The 24,510-nt window shown below is 69.4% G+C and carries 20 protein-coding genes; 11 read left to right on the plus strand and 9 right to left on the minus strand.

All coding sequences use genetic code 11. From position 1 onward, the window contains the following. Window positions 1–9: 9 nt before the first annotated feature. From QSK36_RS11245 to QSK36_RS11260, 4 genes are read right to left on the minus strand one after another with little or no spacing between them, the layout of a single operon-like run. Window positions 10–1,047, minus strand: coding sequence for an alpha-ketoacid dehydrogenase subunit beta (locus QSK36_RS11245; protein WP_183537919.1), 1,038 nt, complete (start codon window positions 1,045–1,047; stop codon window positions 10–12). 17 nt (window positions 1,048–1,064) lie between these two features. Further along, window positions 1,065–2,030, minus strand: coding sequence for a thiamine pyrophosphate-dependent dehydrogenase E1 component subunit alpha (locus tag QSK36_RS11250; RefSeq protein WP_285782335.1), 966 nt, complete (start codon window positions 2,028–2,030; stop codon window positions 1,065–1,067). Between the two features lie 16 nt (window positions 2,031–2,046). Next, on the minus strand, window positions 2,047–3,264 hold the full coding sequence (locus tag QSK36_RS11255; RefSeq protein WP_285782336.1) for a nucleotide disphospho-sugar-binding domain-containing protein: 1,218 nt from the start codon (window positions 3,262–3,264) through the stop codon (window positions 2,047–2,049). Window positions 3,265–3,300: 36 nt separating this feature from the next. Further along, a complete protein-coding gene (locus tag QSK36_RS11260) occupies window positions 3,301–3,567 on the minus strand; it encodes an acyl carrier protein (protein WP_041952854.1) in 267 nt (88 codons plus the stop codon). 161 nt (window positions 3,568–3,728) lie between these two features. Here QSK36_RS11260 and QSK36_RS11265 point away from each other — a divergent pair, with 161 nt between their 5' ends. From QSK36_RS11265 to QSK36_RS11285, 5 genes are all read left to right on the plus strand, one after another. Continuing rightward, entirely contained in the window at window positions 3,729–4,748 is a 1,020-nt protein-coding gene (locus QSK36_RS11265; protein WP_183537917.1) for a beta-ketoacyl-ACP synthase III, read from the plus strand. Window positions 4,749–4,874: 126 nt separating this feature from the next. Further along, window positions 4,875–5,876 (plus strand): NAD-dependent epimerase/dehydratase family protein, encoded by a 1,002-nt coding sequence (locus QSK36_RS11270; protein ID WP_285782337.1) that lies wholly within the window; start codon window positions 4,875–4,877, stop codon window positions 5,874–5,876. Between the two features lie 90 nt (window positions 5,877–5,966). Beyond that, on the plus strand, window positions 5,967–7,283 hold the full coding sequence (rfbH, locus tag QSK36_RS11275; RefSeq protein ID WP_225898220.1) for a lipopolysaccharide biosynthesis protein RfbH: 1,317 nt from the start codon (window positions 5,967–5,969) through the stop codon (window positions 7,281–7,283). A 47-nt stretch (window positions 7,284–7,330) separates the two neighbouring features. Beyond that, on the plus strand, window positions 7,331–8,764 hold the full coding sequence (locus tag QSK36_RS11280) for an NDP-hexose 2,3-dehydratase family protein (protein ID WP_285782338.1): 1,434 nt from the start codon (window positions 7,331–7,333) through the stop codon (window positions 8,762–8,764). Between the two features lie 7 nt (window positions 8,765–8,771). After that, the gene (locus QSK36_RS11285; RefSeq protein WP_285782339.1) at window positions 8,772–10,322 is read left to right on the plus strand and encodes an FAD-dependent oxidoreductase; all 1,551 of its coding nucleotides are present in this window, start codon (window positions 8,772–8,774) and stop codon (window positions 10,320–10,322) included. Between the two features lie 64 nt (window positions 10,323–10,386). Here the strand turns inward: QSK36_RS11285 and QSK36_RS11290 are convergent, their stop codons facing one another. The 3 genes from QSK36_RS11290 to QSK36_RS11300 all read right to left on the minus strand — a co-directional run bounded on the left by QSK36_RS11290 (window position 10,387) and on the right by QSK36_RS11300 (window position 13,925). Then, the gene (locus tag QSK36_RS11290) at window positions 10,387–10,947 is read right to left on the minus strand and encodes a YceI family protein (RefSeq protein WP_183537914.1); all 561 of its coding nucleotides are present in this window, start codon (window positions 10,945–10,947) and stop codon (window positions 10,387–10,389) included. Further along, window positions 10,944–12,485 carry an MFS transporter gene (locus QSK36_RS11295; RefSeq protein ID WP_183537913.1) on the minus strand — a complete coding sequence of 514 codons (1,542 nt, stop codon included), beginning with the start codon at window positions 12,483–12,485 and terminating at the stop codon, window positions 10,944–10,946. The genes QSK36_RS11290 and QSK36_RS11295 overlap by 4 nt, the downstream gene beginning before the upstream one ends. 159 nt (window positions 12,486–12,644) lie before the next feature. Further along, window positions 12,645–13,925, minus strand: a complete 1,281-nt coding sequence (locus QSK36_RS11300) for a DUF6365 family protein (protein ID WP_285782340.1) — start codon at window positions 13,923–13,925, stop codon at window positions 12,645–12,647. Between the two features lie 126 nt (window positions 13,926–14,051). Here QSK36_RS11300 and QSK36_RS11305 point away from each other — a divergent pair, with 126 nt between their 5' ends. Both QSK36_RS11305 and QSK36_RS11310 read left to right on the plus strand, forming a co-directional pair. Beyond that, a complete protein-coding gene (locus QSK36_RS11305) occupies window positions 14,052–15,029 on the plus strand; it encodes an acyltransferase domain-containing protein (RefSeq protein WP_285782341.1) in 978 nt (325 codons plus the stop codon). A 57-nt stretch (window positions 15,030–15,086) separates the two neighbouring features. After that, complete coding sequence (locus QSK36_RS11310; RefSeq protein ID WP_285782342.1) at window positions 15,087–16,367, plus strand: DUF6365 family protein; 1,281 nt, start codon at window positions 15,087–15,089, stop codon at window positions 16,365–16,367. Between the two features lie 51 nt (window positions 16,368–16,418). On the opposite strand, the gene QSK36_RS11315 is transcribed toward QSK36_RS11310, so the two are convergent. Then, the gene (locus QSK36_RS11315; protein ID WP_183537910.1) at window positions 16,419–18,308 is read right to left on the minus strand and encodes a KedN5 family methylcobalamin-dependent radical SAM C-methyltransferase; all 1,890 of its coding nucleotides are present in this window, start codon (window positions 18,306–18,308) and stop codon (window positions 16,419–16,421) included. Between the two features lie 37 nt (window positions 18,309–18,345). Continuing rightward, a complete protein-coding gene (locus tag QSK36_RS11320) occupies window positions 18,346–19,986 on the minus strand; it encodes an FAD-dependent monooxygenase (protein ID WP_285782343.1) in 1,641 nt (546 codons plus the stop codon). A 161-nt stretch (window positions 19,987–20,147) separates the two neighbouring features. Here QSK36_RS11320 and QSK36_RS11325 point away from each other — a divergent pair, with 161 nt between their 5' ends. From QSK36_RS11325 to QSK36_RS11340, 4 genes are read left to right on the plus strand one after another with little or no spacing between them, the layout of a single operon-like run. Further along, entirely contained in the window at window positions 20,148–21,245 is a 1,098-nt protein-coding gene (locus tag QSK36_RS11325) for a methyltransferase (RefSeq protein WP_285782344.1), read from the plus strand. Window positions 21,246–21,289: 44 nt separating this feature from the next. Further along, window positions 21,290–22,948 (plus strand): FAD-dependent oxidoreductase, encoded by a 1,659-nt coding sequence (locus QSK36_RS11330; protein WP_285782345.1) that lies wholly within the window; start codon window positions 21,290–21,292, stop codon window positions 22,946–22,948. Between the two features lie 13 nt (window positions 22,949–22,961). Further along, on the plus strand, window positions 22,962–23,348 hold the full coding sequence (locus QSK36_RS11335) for a PPOX class F420-dependent oxidoreductase (RefSeq protein ID WP_041952844.1): 387 nt from the start codon (window positions 22,962–22,964) through the stop codon (window positions 23,346–23,348). A gap of 35 nt (window positions 23,349–23,383) precedes the next feature. Next, window positions 23,384–24,445, plus strand: a complete 1,062-nt coding sequence (locus QSK36_RS11340) for a methyltransferase (protein WP_285782346.1) — start codon at window positions 23,384–23,386, stop codon at window positions 24,443–24,445. The last annotated feature ends 65 nt before the right edge of the window (window positions 24,446–24,510 follow it).

The raw sequence follows: 24,510 nt of genomic DNA on the forward strand, positions 1-24,510 counted from the left end.
CGTCCTGAGTCAGTACGGCCCGACGAAACCGGCGGTGATGTCGGTCATCTCGCGCATCGGGAGGGCCGGGTCGCCGCCGAGCACGTCCAGGCAGGCGGCCGCGATCGTCCGGGCATTCGGGTGGAACGCCTCTTCCAGCGGCCATGAGACGGGGGCCGGGCTGTCCGGCAACGTCACGCGCCGGACGGGGCCAAGCAAGGCGCCGTGGACGTTCTCCGCGACCACAGCGGCGACCTCCGCGGCGAGGCCGTAGCGCGCCCAGCTCGTGTCCGCGACGACCAGCCGCCCGGTCTTGGCCACGGACGTGCAGATGATGGCCTCGTCCAGCGGCCTGATGCTGCGCACGTCCACCACTTCGGCGCTGATCGCCTGCTCGGCGAGCAGCCCGGCGGCGCGTTCCGCCTCGTGGACCATCAGCGAGGCCGCCACGATGGTCACGTCGCTGCCCGTACGGACGATCCGGCCCTTGCCGAAGGGCACCGGCTCCGGGTTCTCCGGCACCTCACCCTCGATCTCGTACAGACCGCGGTTCTCCAGCAGCACGACAGGCGTCTCGTTGCGGAGCGCGGACACGAGCAGCCCCTTGGCGTCCGCGGGACTGGCGGGCGTCGCGACGTACAGGCCGGGGAAGTGGCCGAAGACGGAATGGAGGTTCTGCGAGTGGGTCGCGCCCTGGCCCCAGCCCCGCCCGACGATGCCGCGCATCACGACCGGCACTCCGCCCTTGTCGCCGTACATGTAGCGCCATTTGGCCGCGAGGTTGATCAGACCGTCCATGGCCAGGAACATGAAGTCGGCGCGCGCGTGCACCACCAGCGGCCGCATCCCCATGGACGCGGCGCCGACCGCGATGCCGGCGACGGCGTTCTCGGAGTTGGGGATGTCCAGCACCCGGGACGGGCCGAACACGCGGAACGCGTCGGTGGTGGTTCCGTGCCCGCCCTTGTGGTCGTCGACATTCTGGCCCGCCAGGACGATCCGGGGATCGGCCTTCATGCACTGGACGGTGGCCTCCCCGATGGCCTCCCGGTACTTGAGCTTGCGCATCCTCGAGACTCTCCTTGTCAGCTCTCGTAGGCGCCCTGCAGCAGGTCCGCCACCGCGGGGAACGGGTCGGCCTTGGCCGCGGCCACCGCGTCGAGCACCTCCTGGCGGAACTCCCGCCGCCATCCGGCGACTTCCTCGTCGATGTCCGGGTGCGCCGCGCCGAGCCTGGCCGCGGCCACCTTGATGGGGCAGCGCTCCATCCAGGAGTCCAGCTCGGCCTTGGTCCGATAGCCCTCGTCGTAGTCCCAGTTCGGGCCGACGTGCTCGCGCCAGCGATAGGTCCGCAGCTCCAGGAAGTACGGCCCCCTGCCGTCCCGGCACCATTCGACGGCTTCCCGCGCCGCGGCGTGCACGGCGAAGACGTCGTTGCCGTCGAGCTGACGGGACGCCATGCCGTACCCGCGGGCCCGCTCCCAGATGGTCGTCCCGTACGGCTGACGCGCCCGCAGCGGCGACGAGATGGAGTATCCGTTGTTCTCGCAGACGAACAGCACCGGAGCCCGCTGCGTCGCGGCGAAGTTCAGCGCCTCGTGGAAGGCGCCCTCCTCGGCGGCGCCGTCGCCGAAGAACGTGATGGCGACCCGGGGCGCCCCTTCGAGTGCGAACGCCCACCCCGCGCCGACGGCAAGGGAGATCGACTCGGCCAGGATCGCCGTGGCGCCGATGAACCCGGTATCCGGAGAGGTCAGGTGCACCGACCCGCCCCGGCCGCCCGCGCAGCCGGTGGCCTTGCCGTACAGCTCGGCGACCATGGCCCGCAGGTCGCCGCCCTTGGCCAGGTACGGTCCGTGGCTGCGGTGGCCACAATAGGCCACGTCATCGGGCCCGGCGGCCGCGCACACCCCGACCGGCACGGCCTCCTGCCCGATGGAGAAATGGGTCGGGGTCCGCATCTCCTGCTCGTCGCGGTAGAGGTCGGCCAGCACCTCTTCGACGCAGCGGATCCGGACCATCTCGCGCAGCAACCGCTTACCGGATTCCACGCGTTCCTCCTTCCGGCTACGTGGTTTTCGAGTCCACAGTTTTCGCGTCCACAAGGGATTCGAGAACGGGGACGATCTCCGCCGGCGACGACGTCGCGGCGATCTCGGCGCGGACCCGCTCGGCCGCCTTGCGGTAGCGGGGCTCGGTCAGCACTTCGGTGACCGCGTCTCTGATCGCGCCCACGTCGACCCTGGCGGCCTCTTCGACCAGTCCCAGGCCCGCGCCGCTTTCCGCCACCGTTTCGCCGACCTGGACCAGCATCGGCCCTTCCTGCGCGACCACGACCTGCGGAACTCCGTAGGCGTAGGCGGCCAGCGAACCGCCACCGCCGCCGTGGTGGACCAGGAGGTCGGTGTCCCGCATGACGGCGCTCACCGGCAACTGGCCGACGACCCGGATCGTGTCCGGCACGGTCCCCAGATCGGCGTGGTACTGCTCCGGGGCCAGCAGCAGAACCTCGACGTCGTCCATCCCGCGGGCGGCCTCGTGGACCCCCTCGATGATCGCGTGCAGGTCACCGCCCTGGGCCAGTGCCTCGCCCGACCACAGGCCGAACGACATGCAGATCCTGGTGCCCGCGCCGCGCTTGACGGCCCACTGCGGGACACCGGCGGTTCCGTTGTACGGCACCCACCGGACCGGCGTGCCGGGAACGAGGTTCGACGACACCATGCTCGGCGGGCACGGGTCGAGGATCAGCGCGGGGTCGGCCATGCCGTTCTCCGCGCCCAGCCGCGCACACGTTTCATGCAGTGCGTGCTTGGCCGGCTCCAGCAGGGTCGACGTGAAGGCGTCGAAGCCCCACCTGTGCACGACACCCGGCACGTCGAGCGCGGCCGCGGCCACCAGGCCGCTGAACTCCATCGGATCCGTCATGATCACGTCGGGCGACCACGCCTGGGCGAACTCCAGGTACTCGTCGATGAAGATTTCGATCCTGGCCTTCCAGCGGCCCGCGATCGCGGTCGTCCGGGCGTCCTGGGGAGGCGGCGGTGCCTGTTTGGACCCCGGCGCCCAGAAAGGATCCTTCTTCTTCACCGGCGGCCGCCAGCGCCCGACCGAACCGGCGTCACCGGACAGCCGCCTGGTGAGGATCCCGGCCTCGTGGGCGCTGTGCGCGGTTTCCTCGTATCCCAGGAACAGCACCTCGTGGCCGGCGGCCCGCAGGGCCCAGGTGAACGGCACCATCGGCAGGAAATGGCTCGGTGCCATCGAATTGACCAGCACGCGCATCGCGCTTCTCCGTCCTCGCAGGCTCGAAGGGCAGGGTCAGGGACCGGCGAGCTCGACCAGCCGGCCGTTGATCGAGTCGAGCATCAACCTGGGCGTGCTGAAGGTGTCGATGTCGTCGTCGGAGATCTTCACTCCGAGCTCGTCCTGCAGACGGGTCACGACCTCGTACACCGCGAGGGAGTCCAGGCCGAGCTCGTCCCACCTGGTGTCGAGAACGGAGTCGTCGACCCTGGTGGTGCTGCCGTCGGTGCCCACACAGGCGTCGACGATCGTTCTGAGCTTGGCGACGGTGAGTTGCTTCATTCGGCGGGTTCCCTTCCTTCGCTGCTGCACGCACTCTCGTCAGCCGCCCTCGAACGGTGGTCGAAGCCAACTCGGAGCCCGGGTGGTTCGAGCCCGGCTCCGGCCGGTTTCGAGTCGTGCCGGAGACCGTGAGCGGGACATCCAGTGAGGAAGGAGATGCCGTGGCCGACCTGCGCACGACAACGCCTACGCACAGCCGGATCCTCGGCGTCGGTACGTACCGGCCCCGCCGCGTTGTGTCCAATGAGGAGGTGTGCGGCCGGATCGACTCGACCGAGGAGTGGATCGAGACCCGTTCCGGCATCCGCACCCGCCGGTTCGCCGCCGCCGACGAGACCCTGTGCGACATGGCCGTGCTGGCGGGCCAGGAGGCGCTCAAGCACGCCGGCATCACCGCCGACGAGATCGATTGCGTCGTTCTGGCGAGCATGTCCAATCTGGTGCAGACCCCGCCCGCCGCCGTCGTCGTCGCGCACGAGCTGGGCGCGGCCAACGCCGCGGGCTTCGACATCTCGGCCGCCTGCGCGGGCTTCTGCCACGCCCTCGCCGTGGGAAGCGACCTGGTGAGGGCCGGCAGTGCGAGGCACGTGCTGGTGATCGCCGCCGAACGGATGACCGACATCGTCGACCCCACCGACCGCACCATCGCGTTCATGTTCGCCGACGGCGCCGGCGCCGTCGTGGTCGGGCCGTCCGGCGAGCCCGGCATCGGCCCTGTCGTGCGGTGGGCCGACGGCTCGGCCCGCCACGCGTTGCGGATGAACACGACCTGGGGCGAGTTCAGGGACGATCCCTCTCTGGAATGGCCCGCCATGAAGATGGATGGGCGCAGGGTGTTCCGATGGGTCGTGGAGCACGCCGTACCCGCCGCGCGGCACGCACTGGACCGGGCCGGGATCGGGGTCGGCGACCTGACGGCGTTCATCCCCCACCAGGCGAACCTGCGGATGATCGAAGTCATGGCCGACCTGCTCGGCCTGCCCGCGCACGTGGCGGTGGCCACCGACGTGGTGACCGCGGGGAACACGTCGGCGGCTTCCATCCCGTCGGCCATGGACAGGTTGCTGCGTGAGGAGAAGGCGCCGCCGGGCGGCCCCGCCCTGCTGATCGGGTTCGGCGCCGGCTTGAACTACGCGGGTCAGGTCGTGCTGCTGCCCGAGGCGAGGAAGACCGATGCCTGACCCGTCGTTCATCGGCCGCACGTGAACCACGCGCCCGATGCGCCGGCCGGCGTGCCGCCTGGCCCTCGGCCGTCGTTCGAGTTGGCTTCCAACATGGCTCGACCACCGCTCCCTAGCGTCGTGAGGGTGCACGACAAGACCGAGGTGAGAGCATCCGACCAGCGGCGCGTGCTGGTCCTGGGCGGCACCGGTTTCATCGGGACGTACGTCTGCGCCGCCTTCGCCGAAGCGGGCTACGACGTGCTCGCCGTCGCGCGCAGAGCCGCGCCCGGCGTGGCGCCCGGCGTCCGGTTCGCCACGCTCGACGCCGCCGACGGCGCGGCGGTCACCGGCCTGTTACGCGTCGAGCGTCCCGACCTCGTGGTGAACGCGGCGGGCGCGGTGTGGGATCACGACGAACGCAAGGTCCTGTTCTCGAACGTGACCCTGGTCCGGCGACTGGTCGCCGCGCTTGCCGCGCATCCACGGCCGATCAGCCTGGTCCACCTGGGGTCGTCCACCGAGTACGGCCCGCAACCGCGCGGCGTTCCGCTGCGGGAGGACACTCCGGCCCGGCCGGTCAGCCAGTACGCCCGCGGCAAGCTGAAGGCCACGGAGGCCGTGCTCCGCGCGTTCGAGGAGAGCGGCCTCGGTGGTTCGGTCCTGCGCCTGTGCCAGGTGATCGGCCCGGGGCAGCCCGCGCAGAGCCTGCTCGGCCAGGTGGCCGACGCGCTGACCACACGCGACGGCCGCGGTGTGGAGCTGACCCTGGGGTCGCTCCGCGACGAGCGGGATGTCGTGGATGTTCGAGACGTGGCCGGTGCGGTCCTCGCCGCGGCCGAGATGGCGCCGGCCCCGCGCCGGGTGGTCAACATCGGCCGGGGAACGGCGGTGAGCGTCCGGGATCTGGTCGAGCGGCTGATCGCCATCGCGGGCGTACCGGCCACGGTCCACGAACTCGAACACTCGCGTGCCACCCGGTCCGCCGGGATCGCATGGGAGCAGACGGATGTCACGGCCGCGCGGGAGATCCTCGGCTGGACGCCGCGGTGGCCGGTCGACGAGACGCTGGGAGATCTCTGGCGGACCGCGGGAACGCGGCCTTCGAGCGGGCATCGAGGGGCCTTCCAACCGTTGCCGCAACACTGAAGTCCGGTACGGCAGGGACGGCAGGGAGGTGTGTCATCTTCCGCGTACGCCGGACCCGCGCCACGAAAGTGGGAGTGGGAGACAGTCACGATGACGAGCCCGATGGCGAGCGACACCAGGACGCTGATCCTCGAGCAGGTCCGCAAATACCATCAGCAGATCGGCACCAAGCCGTTCGTGCCAGGAGAGACACCGATCACCCCGACCGGAGCGGACCTCGACGAGGACGACCGGGTCGCGCTGGTGAAGGCGGCGCTGGACATGCGGATCGCGGCAGGCGCCTACTCACGGCGATTCGAGCTGGCGCTGGCCAAGACGGTCGGCCTGCGCAAGGCCCACTTCGTCAACTCCGGTTCGTCGGCCAACCTGGTCGCGCTGACCGCGTTGACGTCGCCGTTGCTGGGCCGCCGGCGGCTGCTGCCGGGCGACGAGGTGATCACTGTCGCGGCGGGTTTCCCGACCACGGTCAACCCGATCGTGCAGAACCGGCTCATCCCGGTGTTCGTCGACATCGAGCTCAGCACGTACAACACGACCCTCGAGCGGGTCGCCGAGGCCATCGGCCCGAAGACCAAGGCGATCATGATCGCGCACGCGCTGGGCAATCCGTTCCCGGTGGCCGAGATCGCGGAACTGGCCAAGGAGAAGGGGCTGTGGCTCGTCGAGGACAACTGTGACGCGCTCGGCTCGACCTACGGCGGCCGGTTGACCGGGACGTTCGGCGACCTCGCGACGCAGAGCTTCTATCCGGCGCACCACATCACCACCGGCGAGGGCGGCAGTGTCCTGACCGACAACCTGCAGCTGGCCAGGATCGTGGAGTCGGTCAGGGACTGGGGACGCGACTGCTGGTGCGAGCCGGGTGAGGACGACAAGTGCGCTCGCCGCTTCAAGTGGACGCTCGGCACGCTGCCGCCCGGCTACGACCACAAGTACATCTTCTCCCACGTCGGATACAACATGAAGGCGACCGACCTGCAGGCCGCGCTCGGCGAGACCCAGCTGCGCCGGCTGCCGGAGTTCGGGGCCGCCCGGCGTCGCAACTGGCGGCGAATGCGTGACGGCCTGCTCGGCGTCGAGGGCCTGCGGCTGCCCGAGCCCACTCCGGGCAGCGATCCGAGCTGGTTCGGCTTCGTGCTGACCGTCGAGGAGGGCGCGCCGTTCGAACGCAGGGACATCGTGGCCGTACTCGAACGGGCCGGGATCGGCACCCGCCAGCTGTTCGCCGGCAATCTGACCCGCCACCCGGCCTACCGCAACGAGACCTACCGGGTCGCCGGCGACCTGACCAACAGCGACATCGTCACCGAACGTACCTTCTGGATCGGCGTCCATCCGGTGATCACCGCCGAAATGATCGATTACATGACCTCAACCATCCGTGAGTTCGTCGCGGGCTGCGCCTGACGCGCGAGCCGACCTGTCCAGCGGACAGACCTAGTCAGGAGGTGCACGTGGTGCAAGTGCCGGCCAACGCCTTGCTCCGGCGCGAGAACCGGGAGCACGACTACCGCTTCACCGAGTCAGGGTCCACGAGCGACAACCGGCTGATGCCGACGGACCAGTTCCACGAGTGGTTCGCCGAGCGAGCCAGCGCCGGTGTGCTGGAGGTGCGCCGCGTGCCGTTCGCCGAGTTGGACGGATGGGACTTCGATCCGGACACGGGCAACCTGGGGCATGTCAGTGGGCGGTTCTTCACCGTCGAAGGCCTGGAGGTGCAGACCGACTACGGTCCCGTTCCCCGGTGGACGCAGCCGATCATCAACCAGCCCGAGATCGGGATTCTCGGGATCCTGGTCAAGCAGATCGACGGCGTGCTGCATTGCCTCATGCAGGCGAAGATGGAGCCGGGCAATCATCCGCTGCTGCAGTTGTCGCCGACCGTGCAGGCCACCCACAGCAACTACACCAGGGTCCACAGGGGCGGCAGTGTGCCCTACCTGGAGCATTTCGTCGGCGACCGGCGCGGCCGTGTGCTGGTGGACGTTCTGCAGTCCGAGCAGGGCGCCTGGTTCCACCACAAGCGCAACCGCAACATCGTCGTGGAGACCACCCAGGACGTTCCGCTGCACCCGGATTTCTGCTGGCTCACGCTGGGCCAGCTGCAGGAACTGCTGCAGCTGGACAACGTGGTCAACATGGACGCGCGGACGGTCCTGTCGTGCATCCCCTTCGGCACGCCCGGCGGCGCCGGCACCGACTCCGGGTTCCGGTCGGCGTTGGTGCGGTCGCTGGCGCGGGATGAGGGAACGCTCCACTCGATGGGAGAGATCCTCAGCTGGGTCACGGAGACCAAGACCCGCTACCGGCTGGCCGTACGGCGCATCCCGCTGAACGACGTCACCGGGTGGCGGCGCGGCGACGACACGATCGCGCACACCGAGGGAAAACACTTCGAGACGATCGCGGTGTCGGTCGAGGGGAACACGCGTGAGGTCGCGAACTGGACGCAGCCGCTGTTCGCGCCGCGCGATCAGGGTGTGATCGCCTTCCTCACCAAGCGCATCGAGGGCGTGCTGCACGTGCTGGTGCACGCCCGGATCGAGCCCGGCTATCTCGACATGGTCGAGCTGGCGCCCACCGTGCAGTGCACCCCGTCGAACTACGACGGGCTGCCGGCCGGCAGCCGGCCGGCGTTCCTGGACGAGGTGCTGACGGCGCCGCCGGAGAGGATCCGTTACGACGCGGTTCAGTCCGAGGAAGGCGGCCGCTTCTACCGGGCGCGAAACCGTTACATGGTCGTCGAGGTCGACGGTGACTTCCCGCTGGCCGCGTCCGAGGATCACCGCTGGCTCACCGTCAGCCAGCTGACCGACCTGTTGCAGCACAGCCGCTATCTCAACGTGCAGGCACGCACCCTGACCGCCTGCCTCCATGGTCTGTGGTGAAGCGCCGATGACCGAGGTTCTCGTCGTCGGCGCGGGCCCCGCCGGTTTGACATTGGCGCATGAGCTCGCTCGCCGCGGTGTGCGGGTCCGGGTGGTGGACGCCAAACAGGCTCCGGCGGAGACGAGCCGGGCGATCGCGACCCATCCGCGCACGTTGGAGATCTACGAGCAGATGGGAGTCGCCGGCCGGATGGTCGGGCGGGGAGAACGCGTCCAGGCGTTCACCTTGTTCCAGAACGGGCGGAGGCTGACTCGGCTGGAAGCCGACTATGACGAGATGCCGACCCGGTTTCCGTTCACCCTCTGCATCGACCAGGTGCTGACCGAGGAGGTGCTCAGGGACGCGGTGCGCGCTCAGGGCGTCGAGATCGAGTGGGGTGTCAGGCTGGAGGACTTCGAGCAGGACGAGCACCGGGTGCGTGCGGCGCTGCGGCACGACTCCGGTGCGTCCGAGGCCGTCGCCGTGGACTACCTCGTCGGTTGCGACGGCGGGCACAGCACGGTCCGCAAGAAGCTCGGGCTGGAGCTGATCGGGGAGTCCGCGGAGACCTGGTTGATCGCGGACGCGACGATCGACGTCGACGTGCCGAGAAACAGCATCTACTGGGTCCGCAACCGTGGCCTCACCATGATGATGGCGCCGATGAGCGGCGAGCGCCGGTGGCGGCTGCTGGACACGGTGAACGTCGAGCACGGCACCGACCCGGCGACCGTCGCCGAGCGCTTCAGCCGCGAGCTGAGCGCGGGGCTGGGGCGACGGGTGCGTGTGGACGAGCCGACCTGGACCTCGGTGTTCACGTTCCAGCAGCGGATGGTCCCGAGAATGCGGGTCGGCCGCTGCTTCGTCGCCGGCGATGCCGCCCACGTGCACAGTCCCGCCTCGGGCCAAGGAATGAACACGGGCATCCAGGAGGCGTACAACCTCGCCTGGAAACTGGCGATGGCGCTGCGCGGGCGTGCCGAGGACAGGCTGCTCGACACGTACGCCGCCGAGCGCGTTCCGGTCGGTGCGGCATTGCTCAAGTCGACCAAGAAGGCCACATTCCTGGTGCAGCTGAAGAACTCCGTCGCGGGCTGGCTGCTGCCGATCGTGTTCACCGTGGTCCGTACGGTGCCGCCGGTGCGCAAGAAGCTGCAACGGGAGATCCTGGGCGGGATCTCCGGGCTCAACCTGACCTACGCCGACAGCCCGCTCACCGTCGCCGGCCCGGACAGGGACGGCGGCCCCCGGCCCGGTGAGCGGATCACCAAGCTGCCCGCGCATGTCACGTCCGGCCCGGAGTGGACCGAGGTGCAGGCGGACCTCGCCGCTGCCCGCTGGCTGCTGCTCGCCGGGCCGGACTCCGCCGATCTCGCCGACGAGCTGTCGGCGAAGGCGGGGGAATGGCTGACGGTTCGCGTCCTGCGGCCTGAAAGCACGCTCGGCCGTCATCTCGGCATCGCCGCGGGCGGCTGGGTGCTGGTCCGTCCCGACGGTTACGTGTGCGCGGCCGGTGCCGAGCTGACTGCCGGCCGGCTCTCCGCCGCGCTGACCTCGGTGGGCGTCGCGGCCCCGTAGCGAGACCTAACGAGAACAGGCCCTTGTGGAGTTCTCCACAAGGGCCTGTTCCACCTGTGCTCTCTTACTGTGCCGTGGCTTCAAGCTCGATGGTCAGGGTCACCTCGCGTCCGACGAACAGCTCGCCGCTGTCGAGGGGCATGTCGGTGACCATCCCGAAGTCGTGCCGGTCGATGACCGTCTCCGCGCTGAATCCCGCTTTCGTGCTGCCCCACGGATCCACCCGGACCCCGTTGAACCGCAGGTCGAAGCGGACCTCCCGGGTCGTGCCATGCATGGTCAGCTCGCCGGTCAGCACCGCGGTGGAGGGGCCGGCCGGTTCCAGTCCCGTCGAGCGGAACGTGGCGGCCGGGTATTTCTCCACGTCGAGGAAGGTCGCCGACCGGATGTGCTCGTCGCGTTTGGGGTTGCGTGTGTAGACCGACGCGGTGTCGACCTCGACCTCGATCGACGAGGCCGTCAGTTCCGGTGCGACGTCGATCGTGCCGCTGACCGCGCCGAACGAGCCGCGGACCGCGGCGATCATCATGTGCCGCACCGAGAACGACACCTCTGAGTGGGCGACGTCGATCGTCCAGAGGCCGGCGGTGAGGCCGGGTGCCGACAGGGTTTCCGTGGTGGTCATTGCTGGGTTCCTTCCGCTGGCTGAGACGCGAGGTCCGGCTTGGGAGGACCGCCGGGACGGCGAATCGTCACCGGACGCATGAACAGGGAGGACAGGCCGGCGAGGACGGCGCCGGCGAACCCGACCGTGGCCACGGTCATGGTGAGTGCGTCGCTCATCCCGGCCTGCGGGCCGGCCGTGGCCGACTGGAGCAGTGCCGAGAACATGGTCTGCCCGATCGCCAGGCCGAGGGTGTGGCCGACGGTCTTGGTGAGCATCAGGGTGGACGTGGCGGTGCCGATGTCGGTCGGTGGCACCGAGTTCTGCGCGAGCAGGCCGACGCCGGCCATGGACGGCCCGATGCCCACCCCGATGAACGTCAGGTAGAGCACGACCAGGACGAGCGGCGTTTCCGCACTGACCGTGAACGACAGCGCCGAGCCGACGCCGAGCAACGCGGCCGCCGCGACGAGAACCGGCTTCGCCCAGGTGGGACGCCACATCATCGGGACGCTGTACCGGTTGCTCAGCACCATGCCCAGGAGCAGGGGGAACAGCAGCAGCGCCGACACGGTCGCCGAGATGTTCCGCACCTGCTGGAAGTAGAGCGGCATGAACAGCACGGCGGGGAACATCGCCATGGAGAAGAAGCCGCTGGCCCCGAGCACGGCCGAGAACGTCCGGTTGTGGAAGAGCTCAAGCGGCAGGAGGGGAACCCGCGTGCGCCGCTCGACCAGTACGAAGACCCCGATCAGCACCACACCGAGCACCAGGCACCCGGCCACCGGCGGGCTGAGCCAGTCGTACATGACCTGTCCGTCGGCTGTCCGGCCCTTCTGGGTCAACCCGAAAAGGATCAGCGACAGGCCGCTCATGAACAACAGGGCGCCGCGCACGTCCGCCTTCCCCGACGGGACGTCGGCGGCGCGGAAGCGCGGCATCAGCAGCGCGACGACCGCGATGATCGGCGGCACCAGCAGCAGGTTGATGAAGAACACCGAGCGCCAGCCGGCGAAGTCGGTCAGCAGACCACCGACGTACGGCCCGCCCATCAGGCTGACCGCGATCATCGTGCCCATCGCCGACTGCAGCTTGCCGATCGCCTCCATCGGGAACGCCTCACGGGCGAACGCCATGGCCACAGGGAGCAGGCCGCCGGCCCCGACGCCTTGCAGCGTCCGGAAGACGATCAGGAAGGGGAGCGACTGGGCGAGCCCGCAGAGGACCGATCCGAGGAGGAAGAGTCCCAGCGAGATCAGCAGGGCCGGCCGGCGGCCATGGAGGTCGGAGTATCTGCCGTACAACGGCGCGGTCACCGTGGACGTCAGCAGATATCCGGTTACGGTCCAGGTGTAGAGCGTCTGGTCGCCGTTGAGCTGTTCAACGATCTTGGGGAGGGCCGTACCGATGATCGTCGCGTCGAGCAGGCTCAGGAACGCGGCCGCGAACGTGCAGATGAGCACGATCCGCTGGGCCCGCGGGTCCATCCGCCCGAACACGTCGCGTATGGTCGGCCGCTCGCTGCCGGTGGAGGCGGCGGGGTTGCCGAATTCCGCCACAGTGTGCTCCTTCCTGTGCTGGGAATGGAATGACCGGTGAGGACGTGCGCTGCCGGGCCGAGCGGGATACCCGGCTGCGAGGTGGCGTCCCTGAACTGCTTCGCGTGCGTGGCACGGCCGGCGTCGCCATCCCAAGATACGGAGTGAGCACTTACTCCGTCAATGGGAGAGGGCGGCGGTGGCGCGCTGGACGGCGGCGAGCACCACGTCCGCGGTGTCCGGCAGGGCGTTCACCGCCCGCAGATAGTCCGCCCGGGCCGAGGCGTGCCGATCGCGGATCTCGGGGTCGTACAGCGCCCCTTCCATGGCGGCGACGGTACCGGTCTCGTCCAGGATCTCCGCCGTGATCAGCGCGTCCATGTACGGGTTGTCGGTGAACATCGGCTCCTGGACGAAGTAGGCGCCCTTCGGCCACAGGCGGAACGGGTCGATGGGCGCCGCTCGGCCCAGCCAGTCGCGCACCGTGTCGGTCAGCCGCACCTCGGCGTCGACAAGCGCCACGTCCGCGTCGTTGTGCACCCGGAACCGGTTCTGCACGACCATCGCGGTGCGGTTCATCAGGACCGACCGGGCACTGGTCGCGCTCGTCGGGCTGAACACGATGGTCAGGTCCGACGTGCCGAGCAGCGTGGTGAACCGCTCGATCGAGCAGGGCGGGATGACGTGCAGACGCTCGGCAGGCAGGCCGAGCAGGGCGGGCGGCGGCTCGCCGATCACCAGGAAATGGGTGGAGGCGGGCAGCCGGCCGAGATAGTGGACCAGCAACTCGGGGACGCGCTCGGCCAGCCGGGCGCTCATCTCACCGGACATCCGGCCGCCGGGCTGCTGCCACGACGAGACCGGGATCAGCACCAGCCGGTCGTCGCGGCGCAGGCCGAACTCGTTGAACACTCCGGCCCTGGCCAGGTCGGTCACGGGTGGCTCCGGTGCGACGACCCGGTAGGGACAGCCGCTGCCGCCCGCTCCCGCGTCCAGGTGGGCGGTCGGGACCGGGCGCAGGTGGGCCGGCCAGTCCAGGATCTTCTTGCTGACCGGTACGGGATCGCGGCCGACCAGGTCGATCTCGAAGGTGGTGTTCTCCCATTCGCCCAGGTCGATCGGCAGGATCGGCAGGCCGTACTCCTCGATGAACCACGGGTCGAGCCGCAGGTGGAACTCCACGCTGCGGGAGTATGAGCCGTAGTCCGACAGCACGATCGCGTCCGGTTCCACGGTTTTCACCAGGTCGTCGATGAACGCCCGGGCGGCAGGTCCCTTCGGACAGGTCGCGTAGTCCACCACGGTGTGCTCGAAGCCGAAGTGCCGTACGGCGGAGGCGGTGACCGGCGGCACCACGAAATGGTTGTCCATGCCCGCCCGGCGCAGCTGTTCGGCCAGTGACAGGCCGATGAACGTCTCGCCGAACGCGGCCGCGGAGAGGCTGAAGTACAGCAATCTCATGGGAACTCCCGTCGTGTCGCTGCTACCGGCTGCCGAGACTGCCGACGCCTGCTCGAGGCGGGTTCGAACCGTCCTCGATCATCGGTGCTTACTCAGTCGGTCAGGCACGCACTGAGGAGGTTCGCGATGACGGCGCCCAAACCGGTGGCCCTGCTGTTGCCGGGACAAGGCTCACAGCAGGCGTTGATGGCAGCCGGCCTGTACGGGCACGAGGAGGTGTTCACCGAGGCGATGGACGAGGTGTTCGCGGCCTTCGAAGACCAGGGCCCGCGGTTGCGGGACGACTGGCTTGCCGCACGTCCTCAGGTGTCCATCGATCACATGACCCGGTCCCAGCCGTTGCTGTTCGCGGTCGACTACGCCCTCGGCCGGCTGGCGGGGAGCTGGGAACGCCCCGCGGCGCTGCTGGGACACAGCATCGGCGAGATGGCGGCGGCGGTCCTGGGCGGTGTCTTCGACCTGGCCGACGCCGTGCGGCTGCTGCGGGAGAGGGTGCGCAGCCTGTCAGGGGCGGTGCCCGGCGGGATGCTGGTGGTCGCGGCCTCGGTGCGGGAGGTGGAGCCGTTCCTGCGCTCCGACGTGGTGGTCGGAGCGATCAACGCGCCTCGCCAGACCGTGCTCGCGGGCGCCGAGGCGCCCCTGCTCGCGGTGGAGGAGGCGTTGCGCGACCACGCGTTCACCTGCCGCCGCGTGCCCGCGACCTGCCCGTTCCACAGTCCGCTGCTGGCGTTCTCGGTCGCCGGGGCGGAGCGCGCCTTCGCGGCGGTGCCGGCCCGGCCGCCGAGCATCCCCATCTACTCCGGCTACACGGCCGCGGTGCTGACCGCGGAGCAGGTGGCCGCCCCGGCCTTCTGGGCGAGTCATCCGGTCGCTCCGGTGCTGTTCCGGCCCGCGCTGGACGCGCTGCTGGCGAGCGGGGACTTCCTGCTCGTGGAGGCCGGGCCGGGGCAGGGCCTGGCCAGCCTGGCCCGGCGTCACCCCGCGGTGCGGCCGGGCGGCAGCGAGGTCGTGGCCATGTCGCCGGCGCGGGCCGGCGACCCGCGGGCCGACCGGGACGTGGTGCGGGCGGCCATGCGTCGCATCCAGGCGACCACCCGGGCTTGAGCGGGTCTCGAGGCGCGCTCGCCATCGTCGACGGAGAGTCCACCAAGGGGAGTTCGGATGAAACTGTTGCACTTCAGCCTGCCGGTGCTGGGTGGGTACGGCGAGACCTTCGTCGGCCTGTCCCTCGCCGACCAACTGGCCGACGGCGGGGTCCAGAACCACTTCGTCACCACGAAAGCCGTGGAGCCGCTGTTTCGCGCGGGCAGGTATCCGTTCCACATCATCGACGGCGACGCCCGGCCGGTCGAGCGGTTCGTGGACGAGGTGATCAAGGATGTCCGCCCGGACGCCATAGTGCTGGCCGACTACACCAACTTCTGGGGCCACATGGTCCGCAGCGGCGTGGACGACCCATGGTTCATCGAGAAGCACGGCGTTCCGTTGCTCCCCATCGACATGTGGGAATGGGAGAACACCGTCTTCGCCTACGACTTCTGCGGCCGGGGCTGGGGGCGGGAGTACGACAGGCACATCCTGGACATGGACGTCCACCTCCGGCCGGTTCCGATCGCGCACCTGGACCCGGGGCCGTCCGGCCGCGGCTACCCCTACCGGATCGTCGCTCCCGAGCCGGGCCGCGACGAGCGCACCCGGGCGAAGGTGTTCGCCGAGCTCGGCCTGTCGCCGAACGACCGGTTGGTGCTGATTCCGGTGTCGAGCTGGCAGCAGCCCAAGGAGGTCACCCGGCAGACCACGGACATGATGGTCCGCCTGGGCGAGCGGGTGCCCGAGCTGCTCGCCCACTATCTGCGCCAGTTGCCGGACAGCACCCACGTCGTGGTGGTCGGTCCCATGCTGGAGCCCTTCACAACCCTGCCCGCGGAGCGGCTGCACGTGCTCGCGCCCACCACACCCGACCGCTATCACGCGCTGCTCAGCTCCGCTGACCTGCTGCTGTCGCTGAGCATGAACGCGGTGACGCTCGCTCGCGCCGTGCTGATGGGCACGCCCGGCATGCTGCTCACCAACCGGTTCACGTTGACCGACGAGCAGAGCGTCGCCGGCATGGAACAGGAGCTCGGCGGTCTGTCGGACACCGTGCGCTCGTGGCTGGGCGAGGTCGTGCCGATCGATCCGTTCCGGCACTGGCCGAAGGGGCTGTATCACTTCGTCGAGCCGCTGGTGCAGGGCAACGAGTACCTGACGGCGATGGCCCACGAGCAGCTGTTCGATGAGAAGGCCGTGGTGGAAGGGATGCGGGGCATCCTGTACGAACCCGCGGTCCGTGAGCGGCTGGCCGAAGCGCAGTCGCGTTACGTCCGGTTGGTCGACGACCTGCCGCCCACTCACGAGGTGATCCGGGCCGCGGTCGGCAAACTCGGCATCGAGAACGCCTGACCCGAGTGCGAGACCCGTGGGCCGCCGGTGGCCGCCCACGGGTCTCGCCGGTCAGACCGTGGCGGGCTGAGGGACGCGCCTCGGCTGAGCCATGTAGTGCGCCGCCGTCTCGTGGTTGTCCAGGTGGTCGTGGAAACCGCGACGAGCGGTGAACGCGAACGCCGTCGGCCGCTCCGTGGGGCCGGACGCCACGGTTTCCGTCCAATTCGCGAGGGCCTGCTCCACGTCGTACGGCAGGCACACGGTCTCGCTCTCGTACCCGTCGTCACCGGCGAGACGCCAGCCGGCCGGTGGATCCTCGCCCGGCACCACGTACACCGGGCGGGACCAGCGCTCGTACTCGTAGAGGGCTTCGGCGAACCGCCGCCACCGAGGCGGGAACCGCGGCACCATCACCTCCCGCCACCACCGGTGTACGACCGCCTCCAGTTCGGGCCGGCCGTACAGGGAACGCAGGGCGCCGGCGATCGCCGGTGACTCGGCGAGCACGGGAACGGCGTTGAGCAACGCGATCGCCGAGGGGTGGTCGGAACCTTCGAAATACTGCTTGAGGCTGCTGATCACCTGCGACTGGGTCAGCCCGGCCAGCTCCCGGGCCGCCTGCCAGACGTACCGCAGGTACTGGTTCTCGCCCAGTATCCGGGCCCAGAAGATGAACCGCTGCATCTCCAGGTTCTCGGTGAGAGTGAAACTGCGGTTGGCGAGCACGTACTCGAAGTCGTCGTCCTCACCGCGGATGGTCACGAACCCGTGCACTTCCCTCTGCTCGCTGTAGGACGTGTTGGGCAGCAACAACATCGGGTAGACCGCGATGCGCGACAGTTTGGCGGCCAGTCTGTCGTAGCCGGCGAGGAATGACGCGGGCGTCTCGCCCGGAGCGCCCCAGATCAGCTCGGCGTAGCAGTCCAGTCCTTCCTCGTTGAGCCAGTCGACCAGGCTCTCCCACTGGTTGACCTTCATGTTCTTGCGCAGCATGCCGGTCAGCGCCTCATCGGAGAGAGTCTGCAGGGCCAGCGTGAACGAACTCTGGAAACCGTGTCGCTGCAGCTCCTTGACGATCTTGTAGAACCGGGCCGACTTGTTCTTGGCCCAGCTGGTCTCCAGCGCACGCGGGTAGCCGTGCCGCTCCCTGGTCTTGATCAGCATTTCGACGAACTGCTCGTCGGACTCCAGCAGCCCGAAATTGGAGTCGCACAGCACGATCGACGGAGCCTGGTGGAAGCCGAACACGTCGAGCTCCGCGGCCAGTCGTTCGGCGGAGAACGATCGCATCTTCTGCCCGACCGCGCCGCCCCAGTAGCAGAACGAGCACTTGTACGGGCAGCCTCGGTTGGTCTCCATCAACGCCACGTCATAACGGAAGTTCCCGGCCGAGTCGGTCATCGGGATGGCCCCCGTGAGGAAAGGCGAGGGAATGGTGTCCAGGTCGGAGATCCGCTCCCGCTCCGGCGTGGTGTGCGCCGAGCCGTCGGGGCGGCGGAAGGAGCAGCCGGCCACGCCGACCGGGTCCAGGTCGCCGCGGCGGCCGAGCAGGTATGCCACCAGCTCGCGGAACGTGTGCTCGCCCTCGCCGTTGACCACGATGTCGACGTGCGGGAACTCGCGGAACACCCGCTCGGACTGGTACGCGACGTGGTTGCCGCCGAAGATCACGGTGCCGTGCGGGTTGAGCTGCTTGAACATCTCGGCCAGTGCGCCGAAGTTGCGGTAGTTCCAGCCGAGCACGGAGAACGCCAGCACGTCGGGAGTCTCGTCGAGGAACAACCGGCGGGCCATCTGCGTCAGCGTCCGGCCGCCCCGGAAGTTGCGGATCCGCACGGTCGCCTCCGCCGACAGATCCGGATCGGCGTCGACCACCGCCTTGAGGTACCCCGCGGCGAGCGGCATCGAGTCGAGCGGCATGTCCCATGCGCCCTGCTGAACGAGGCTGATGTTCACCATCGACCGCCTTTCCTGTCCTGGAGTCTGTGGGGAACGGTCAGGCGGTCCGGTGCAGGAGGGCGTCGAGGATCCCGGTGAGCTGCTCGCGCGGCTCGGGGTGGGCTCCCGTGGCACGCCAGGCGACGAAGTTGTCCGGCCGGACCAGCAGCGCGCCCTCCTCGCCGATGCCGGCGACGGTGGCGAACCGGCTGCCGGGGTCGTCGATCTCGGCGCCCGGCCCGATGCGGTAGACGCCCAACGGCAGGCCGGTGTGCTCGGCGACGGCCTGCCCGGCCTGCTGCCAGCCGGTGGCGTTCGTACCGGTCAGCAGGGCGAAGCCGGTGCCGGCCAGGTCCAGGGTGGAGACCTTCTCCCCCTTGCGCTCGACCCACACGTGCGGCAACCGGCTGCCGGGCGAGCCGTCCAGGTTCTGCTCGACGTCCTCAAGGGAGGGAAGCTCCTCGCGGGCATCGATCACGGCGCCCTGCGTGTACTGGTAGCCCGAACTGGTGACGAGCGGGTCGGCGATGCGCAGCATGTTGCGCTCCTGCTCGGCCTCCGGACGGGGATCCCAGTGCAGGGCCATGTACCGCAACCGCAGCACGGCCTGGTCCCTGGTGAACTCCGCGATCGGCAGCCGCTCGTGGGAGTAGGTGTCCAGCAGACCCGGCCCGGCGTGGCCGCGCAGCACCATGGCCAGCTTCCAGCTCAGGTTGTAGGCGTCGGCGATGCCCGTGCTCATGCCGAAACCACCGATGGGCGGGATGACATGAATGGCGTCCCCGGCCAGGAAGACGCGGCCGTCCCTCACCGCGTCGGCCACTCCGGCCGAGATCCGCCACGGCAACATGGCCAGGATCTTCACCGGCAGGTCGGGCAGCCCGATCGCGCCCTTGATCAGCTCAAGGCAGCGCTCCTCCGGATAATCCGCCACGGACTCCTTGGTCTCGTCGTAGCTGCGGTGGAACACCCAGCGGTCCCTGTTGTTGATCGACAGCAGCAATCCCTCGTAGTCCGGGTGCCTGATCTCGCAGAAGTTGAACTCGTTGCCCCGGATGAGATCGCCGAGGTCCGCGTCGAACAGGATGTGGATCATCGGGTTGCCGAGCCGATCCTCGATCTCCATGGGGATGCCCAGCAGCTCCCGCACCCGGCTGGAGGAGCCGTCGGCGCCGACCAGATAGTCGGCCCGTACGGTGTAGCGCTCGTCGGTCGCCCGGTTGAGCAGCGTCGCGGTCACCCCGGACTCGTCCTGGGTCATCGACACCAGTTCCGTGGAGAACCGGACATCCACTCCCCGCTCGGCCGCGGCGGCCAGCAGCACCCGGTCGATCTGGTCCTGCGCACAGGGGTTGACGTCCGTGGGACTTATCCGCAGGGTCGCCGCGACCACGTCCTCCGGCGGGGTCGGGATCCGCTCCACTTTCGACAGGTCGTCGCCCGCGAGCGTCGTCACGCTGAACTTGGTCAGGCTGCTGGCCAGCACCGCGCTGGCCTCTCGCATCTGGGCGTCGAGACCGGTGCTGCGGAAGAACTCCCGGGCCGGCGGGTGCAGCCCGGTCGCCCGCGGGTGGATCAGCGTTCCGTCCCGGCGTTCCACGAGCATCGGACGTAGTCCGTGCTGGGCAAGGGCGACGGCGGTGGACAATCCGACGGTGCTGCCGCCGGTGATCAGAACGGGAACGTGCTCGACCGGCATGAGTGAACCCTCTTCCTCGCTTGTGGACGTCGCGGAGCGTTGTGCTGGGTCAGGTCACTGTGGTGGCGCCGCCTTGACCTGCGATCCATCCCGGCTCGAAGGGCTCGCCCCGGCGGCGGATCGAGCGGGCTTCGAGAGGCGGTCCACCGAGGATGGCGACAGTGCCTGTCGACGACCCGACGTGGAAGGACGTGTTCATGGCGCTGGCAGAGTTGACCGGCACGAGCGATTCACCGACTACCGCCGTCAAGTTGTTCCAGTCGATCACGGCGCACCATGTGTCCAGCGCGGTGCACGTGGCCGCCAGGCTCGGCCTGGCCGACCTGGTCGCCGCCGGGCCGGTCGGCTTCGAGCAGCTCGCGACCGCCACCAAGACCGACGCGTTCGCGCTGCGCAGACTGCTGCGGCTGCTGGTCAGCTCGGGCGTGTTCACCGAGCCTGAGCCGGGCCTGTACGGGCTGACCAGGGTGGGCGAGCACCTGCGGACCGACCGCCCCGACTCGCTGCACTCGTTCGCGCTGATGATGGCGAACCCGCGCAACCAGCAGCGCTGGGGCGAACTCGCGGACTGCGTGCGCACCGGCGCGTCCCGGGTGCCCGAGGAGCACAAGGGTGATCCGTTCAAGCAGATGCCGCCGCACATCCTCGAACTGCTGGGCAAGACGATGACCTTCTTCGTCTCGCACACCGCCCAGGCCGTGGTGCAGGCCTACGACTTCGGTCGATTCGGCACCCTGGTCGAGCTCGGCGCGGGCGAGGGCATCCTGATCTCGGCCATCCTGGCCGCCAACCCCGGCCTGCGCGGGATCATGTTCGACCTGCCGTACATGGCGGAGAACGCCAAGCGGCGGATGGCGGGCAACCCCGTGGCCGACCGGTGCGAGATCGTCGGCGGGGACTTCTTCGACGCGGTGCCGGCCGGCGGTGACGCGTACCTGCTCAACAACGTGATCCACGACTGGGACGACGAGCGCAGCGTCGAGATCATGACCAACTGCTACAACCAGCTCAAGCCCGGCGGCAGGCTGCTCGTGGTCGAGACGCAGTATCCCGAGAGGTTCGACGACTCGATCGCGTCCAGGATCGCCGCCCGCAGCGACGTCAACATGATGGTCAACGCCAACGCCAAGGAGCGGTCGGCCGCCGAGTTCCAGGCGCTGGTGTCGGCGGCCGGATTCCGGCCCGGGCGGATCATCGAGATCAGGCCCGCCTGGACCGGCGTGCGCTCCAGCATGATCGTCGAGGCCGTCCGCCCCTGACCCGGCCCCCTCCTAGCTGTCCTTCTCACCAGAAAGGCCTTGTCATGGCGTACGAACACGTTCCGGTGCTGATCGTGGGCGGGGGCACCGTCGGATTGTCGACGGCTGTCGCGCTGGCCCGCCACGGGGTTCGATCACTGGTGGTCGAGCGCCGCGCCACCACGTCCATCCATCCGCGGGCCACCGGTGTGCAGCCGCCGGCGCGTGAGTTCTTCCGCGCCATGGGGCTGGAGGAGCGGATGCGCGAGGCCAGCGCCGACCTGGCGCCGAGCATGAGCAAGGTCAATCTGTCGCCGTCGCTGGCCGGCAGTGACCTGGCCGCGGCACCGCGGTTCCCCACGCCTCCGCTGGACGTGCTGGAGGTGACCAGGCGGATCAGCCCGACCGACATCGGCCCATGCTCACAGGACCAGATCGACCGCATGCTCGTGGCCGCGGCGGCGGACCGCGGGGTGGAGGTCCTGTTCTCCACCGAGCTGGAGTCGCTGACGCAGGACGACTCCGGAGTCACCGTGACGCTGTTGAACAACGAGACCGGCGAGCGCCGCGACGTGCGGGCCGGCTACGTCGTCGGCGCGGACGGCGCGTCCAGCCGCACCCGGCGTTCGCTGGGGCTCACCATGAGCGGCCTGGACAAGCTCGGCGAGCCGATGATCAACATGATGTTCCGCGCGGACCTGAGCGACCTGGTCGCCGGCAACGAGTTCGCGTTCGCCGAGATTCGCACCGGGGAGATCGAGGGCATCCTCCTCACGATCAACAACAAGGACCGCTGGGTCTTCCACTTCACGTACGACGCGGACAAGGAGTCGCTGGAGGACTACCCGCCGGAGCGCTGCGCCGAGATCGTGCGCAAGGTCGTCGGTAGGCCTGACCTCGAGGTGGAGGTCCTGGCCCGGCTCGCATGGCAGATGTCGGCACGCGTGGTCGACAAGCTACGGGTCGGCAGGGTCCTGATGGCCGGCGACGCCGCGCACACCATTCCACCCGTCGGCGCCTTCGGCATGAGCACCGGCATCGGCGACGCCTACAACCTGAGCTGGAAGCTGGCCATGGTGATCAACGGCGAGGCCGGGCCGGGGCTGCTGGACACCTACGACCAGGAGCGCCTGCCGATCGCGCAGTTCACCTGCGAGCAGGCCAGGCTGCGCTTCCGCTTCATGGAGTTGCACTGGGACAACAGCCCTGAGGGCGAGGCGGAGAAGGCGAAGCTGCGGATCGCCGACCCGCTGGTCACCGGCTTCGGTTTCCAGTACACGCAGGGCGCCGTGATCGATGCCCGCGAGGAGCTTCCCTCCCTTGAGGACGTCGAGCAGAACCTGGACGGCTCGCCCGGCAGCCGGCTGCCGCACGTGTGGGTCGAGCGCAAGGGGGAGAAGGTCTCCACCCTGGACCTGGCCGGCGCCGGTTTCGCCCTGCTCCTGGGGCCGAACGCGGCCGGGTGGCGGCAGGCCGCGGACAGGCTGAACAGCGAGCTGCCCCTGACGGTCTACCGGCTGGGGCCCGACGGCGACGTCAAGGACGCCGACGACAAGGTGATCGAGCAGGTCGGCATCACCGCCGAAGGGGCGGTGCTCGTCCGGCCGGACAATTTCGTCGCCTGGCGCAGCACAGGAGCGCAGCAGGACGCGGGCGAGCGGCTCGCCGGCGTCCTCAACGGTCTGCTGGACCGCTCCGACGCCGGTGCCGCGGCATCGGCGTGAAGGGAGAAGTGAAGTGTTCACAGAAAACGAGCTCGCCTTCCTCGGGGCGCAGCGGCTGTGCCGGCTGGCCACCGTGAACGCGAGCGGCGCGCCACACGTCGTCCCCGTGGGGTTCGACTACAACGCCGACCTGGGCACGATCGACATCCACGGCTACGCGGAAGTGATGCGGCGCAGCAGGAAGTTCCGGGACGTGCAGGAGACGGGGCAGGCCGCGCTGGTGGTCGACGAATTGGAGTCGGTCGACCCGTGGCGGCCGCGCGGCATCGAGATCAGGGGCAAGGCCGAGGCCATCGGCGCCGACTCCGACACGCCGCTGATCCGGGTCACCCCGCACCGGCTGGTGGCGTGGGGGATCGACGGTGACCGGTTCGGGCCGATGAACGCGAGAGACGTGTGACCGTCGGCGAGGACTTCCACAGCAGAGGAGTACGCATGGTCGAGATAGAGGTCGCGGGCGGGACCGATGCGCCGACGTCGGCGGTCGAGCTGTTCCAGCTGATCACGGGCCACCACGAGTCGAGCGCGGTGCACGTGGCCGCACAGCTGAAGATCGCGGATCTGCTGGCCGACGGCCCGCGGCCGGTGGACGAACTCGCGGCCGCGTCGGCGACGGACGCGGCGTCGTTGCTCAGATTCCTGCGGCTGCTGGTCAGCTCGGGGGTGCTGGAGGAGCCCCGGTCCGGGGTGTTCGGATTGACCGATGTCGGTTATCACCTGCGCAGCGATGTGCGGGATTCGCTCTACGCCGTGGCGATGACGCTGGCCAGCCCGGAACACCTGGAGCGCTGGGCAGGTCTGGCCGACGTGTTGCAGACCGGCAAGACGGCCCTCTTCGAGAAGGGGTCGGCGGTGTTCTCCGAACCGCCGCCCGAGGTCATCGCCCTGCTGAGCCAGTCGATGACCTTCTTCTCCACCTACACGGTCGGCTCGGTGGTCGACGCCTACGACTTCAGCGGATGTTCCACCGTGGTCGACGTGGGCGGTGGCCTGGGTTCGCTGCTCGCCGCGGTGGTGGCGGCCAACCCCGGGCTGCGGGGGATTCTCCTCGACCAGCCGTTCCTGCTGGAGGCGGCGAAGTCGCACCTGGCCACGACGGAGGGCGGCAAGGACATCGAGATCGTCGCGGGTGACTTCTTCGAGTCGGTGCCCGCCGGCGGCGACCTCTACATCCTCAAGAGCGTCGTCCACGACTGGGACGACGAGCGCAGCGTGCAGATCCTGGCCAACTGCCACAGAGCGATGAAGCCGGGTGGCCGGCTCCTGCTCGTCGAGACCGTGTGCCCGGAGCGGTTCGACGACTCGGTGGCGTCGAAGATCGCTGCTCGCAGTGACGTGATGATGTTGCTGAGCAGCCCCGGCGGCAGGGAGCGGACCGAGGCGGATTTCCAGAAGCTGCTGGAGCGCGCCGGGTTCGAGCTGTCCAGACTCATCCCGGTGCGTCCCGCGTGGACCGGCGTGCAGTCGACCACGATCATCGAGGCGGTCCGCCGCTGACCTGTCGCCTTTCGCGGCGGTGCCGTACCGGCCCGGCTTCCGCGAGCCGGTCCGGCATCCGCCGT

This window comes from Microbispora sp. NBRC 16548, from assembly GCF_030268985.1.
Classification (GTDB): Bacteria; Actinomycetota; Actinomycetes; order Streptosporangiales; family Streptosporangiaceae; genus Microbispora; species Microbispora catharanthi.

What these genes read in the sequence shown, in the direction of transcription:
- QSK36_RS11290 (WP_183537914.1), bottom strand. Translation starts at nt 10,947, where the DNA reads ATGACCACCACGGAAACCCTGTCGGCACCCGGCCTCACCGCCGGCCTC.
- QSK36_RS11305 (WP_285782341.1), top strand. Translation starts at nt 14,052, where the DNA reads ATGACGGCGCCCAAACCGGTGGCCCTGCTGTTGCCGGGACAAGGCTCA.
- rfbH (WP_225898220.1), top strand. Translation starts at nt 5,967, where the DNA reads ATGACGAGCCCGATGGCGAGCGACACCAGGACGCTGATCCTCGAGCAG.
- QSK36_RS11310 (WP_285782342.1), top strand. Translation starts at nt 15,087, where the DNA reads ATGAAACTGTTGCACTTCAGCCTGCCGGTGCTGGGTGGGTACGGCGAG.
- QSK36_RS11300 (WP_285782340.1), bottom strand. Translation starts at nt 13,925, where the DNA reads ATGAGATTGCTGTACTTCAGCCTCTCCGCGGCCGCGTTCGGCGAGACG.
- QSK36_RS11340 (WP_285782346.1), top strand. Translation starts at nt 23,384, where the DNA reads ATGGTCGAGATAGAGGTCGCGGGCGGGACCGATGCGCCGACGTCGGCG.
- QSK36_RS11255 (WP_285782336.1), bottom strand. Translation starts at nt 3,264, where the DNA reads ATGCGCGTGCTGGTCAATTCGATGGCACCGAGCCATTTCCTGCCGATG.
- QSK36_RS11320 (WP_285782343.1), bottom strand. Translation starts at nt 19,986, where the DNA reads ATGCCGGTCGAGCACGTTCCCGTTCTGATCACCGGCGGCAGCACCGTC.
- QSK36_RS11315 (WP_183537910.1), bottom strand. Translation starts at nt 18,308, where the DNA reads ATGGTGAACATCAGCCTCGTTCAGCAGGGCGCATGGGACATGCCGCTC.
- QSK36_RS11260 (WP_041952854.1), bottom strand. Translation starts at nt 3,567, where the DNA reads ATGAAGCAACTCACCGTCGCCAAGCTCAGAACGATCGTCGACGCCTGT.
- QSK36_RS11330 (WP_285782345.1), top strand. Translation starts at nt 21,290, where the DNA reads ATGGCGTACGAACACGTTCCGGTGCTGATCGTGGGCGGGGGCACCGTC.
- QSK36_RS11245 (WP_183537919.1), bottom strand. Translation starts at nt 1,047, where the DNA reads ATGCGCAAGCTCAAGTACCGGGAGGCCATCGGGGAGGCCACCGTCCAG.
- QSK36_RS11285 (WP_285782339.1), top strand. Translation starts at nt 8,772, where the DNA reads ATGACCGAGGTTCTCGTCGTCGGCGCGGGCCCCGCCGGTTTGACATTG.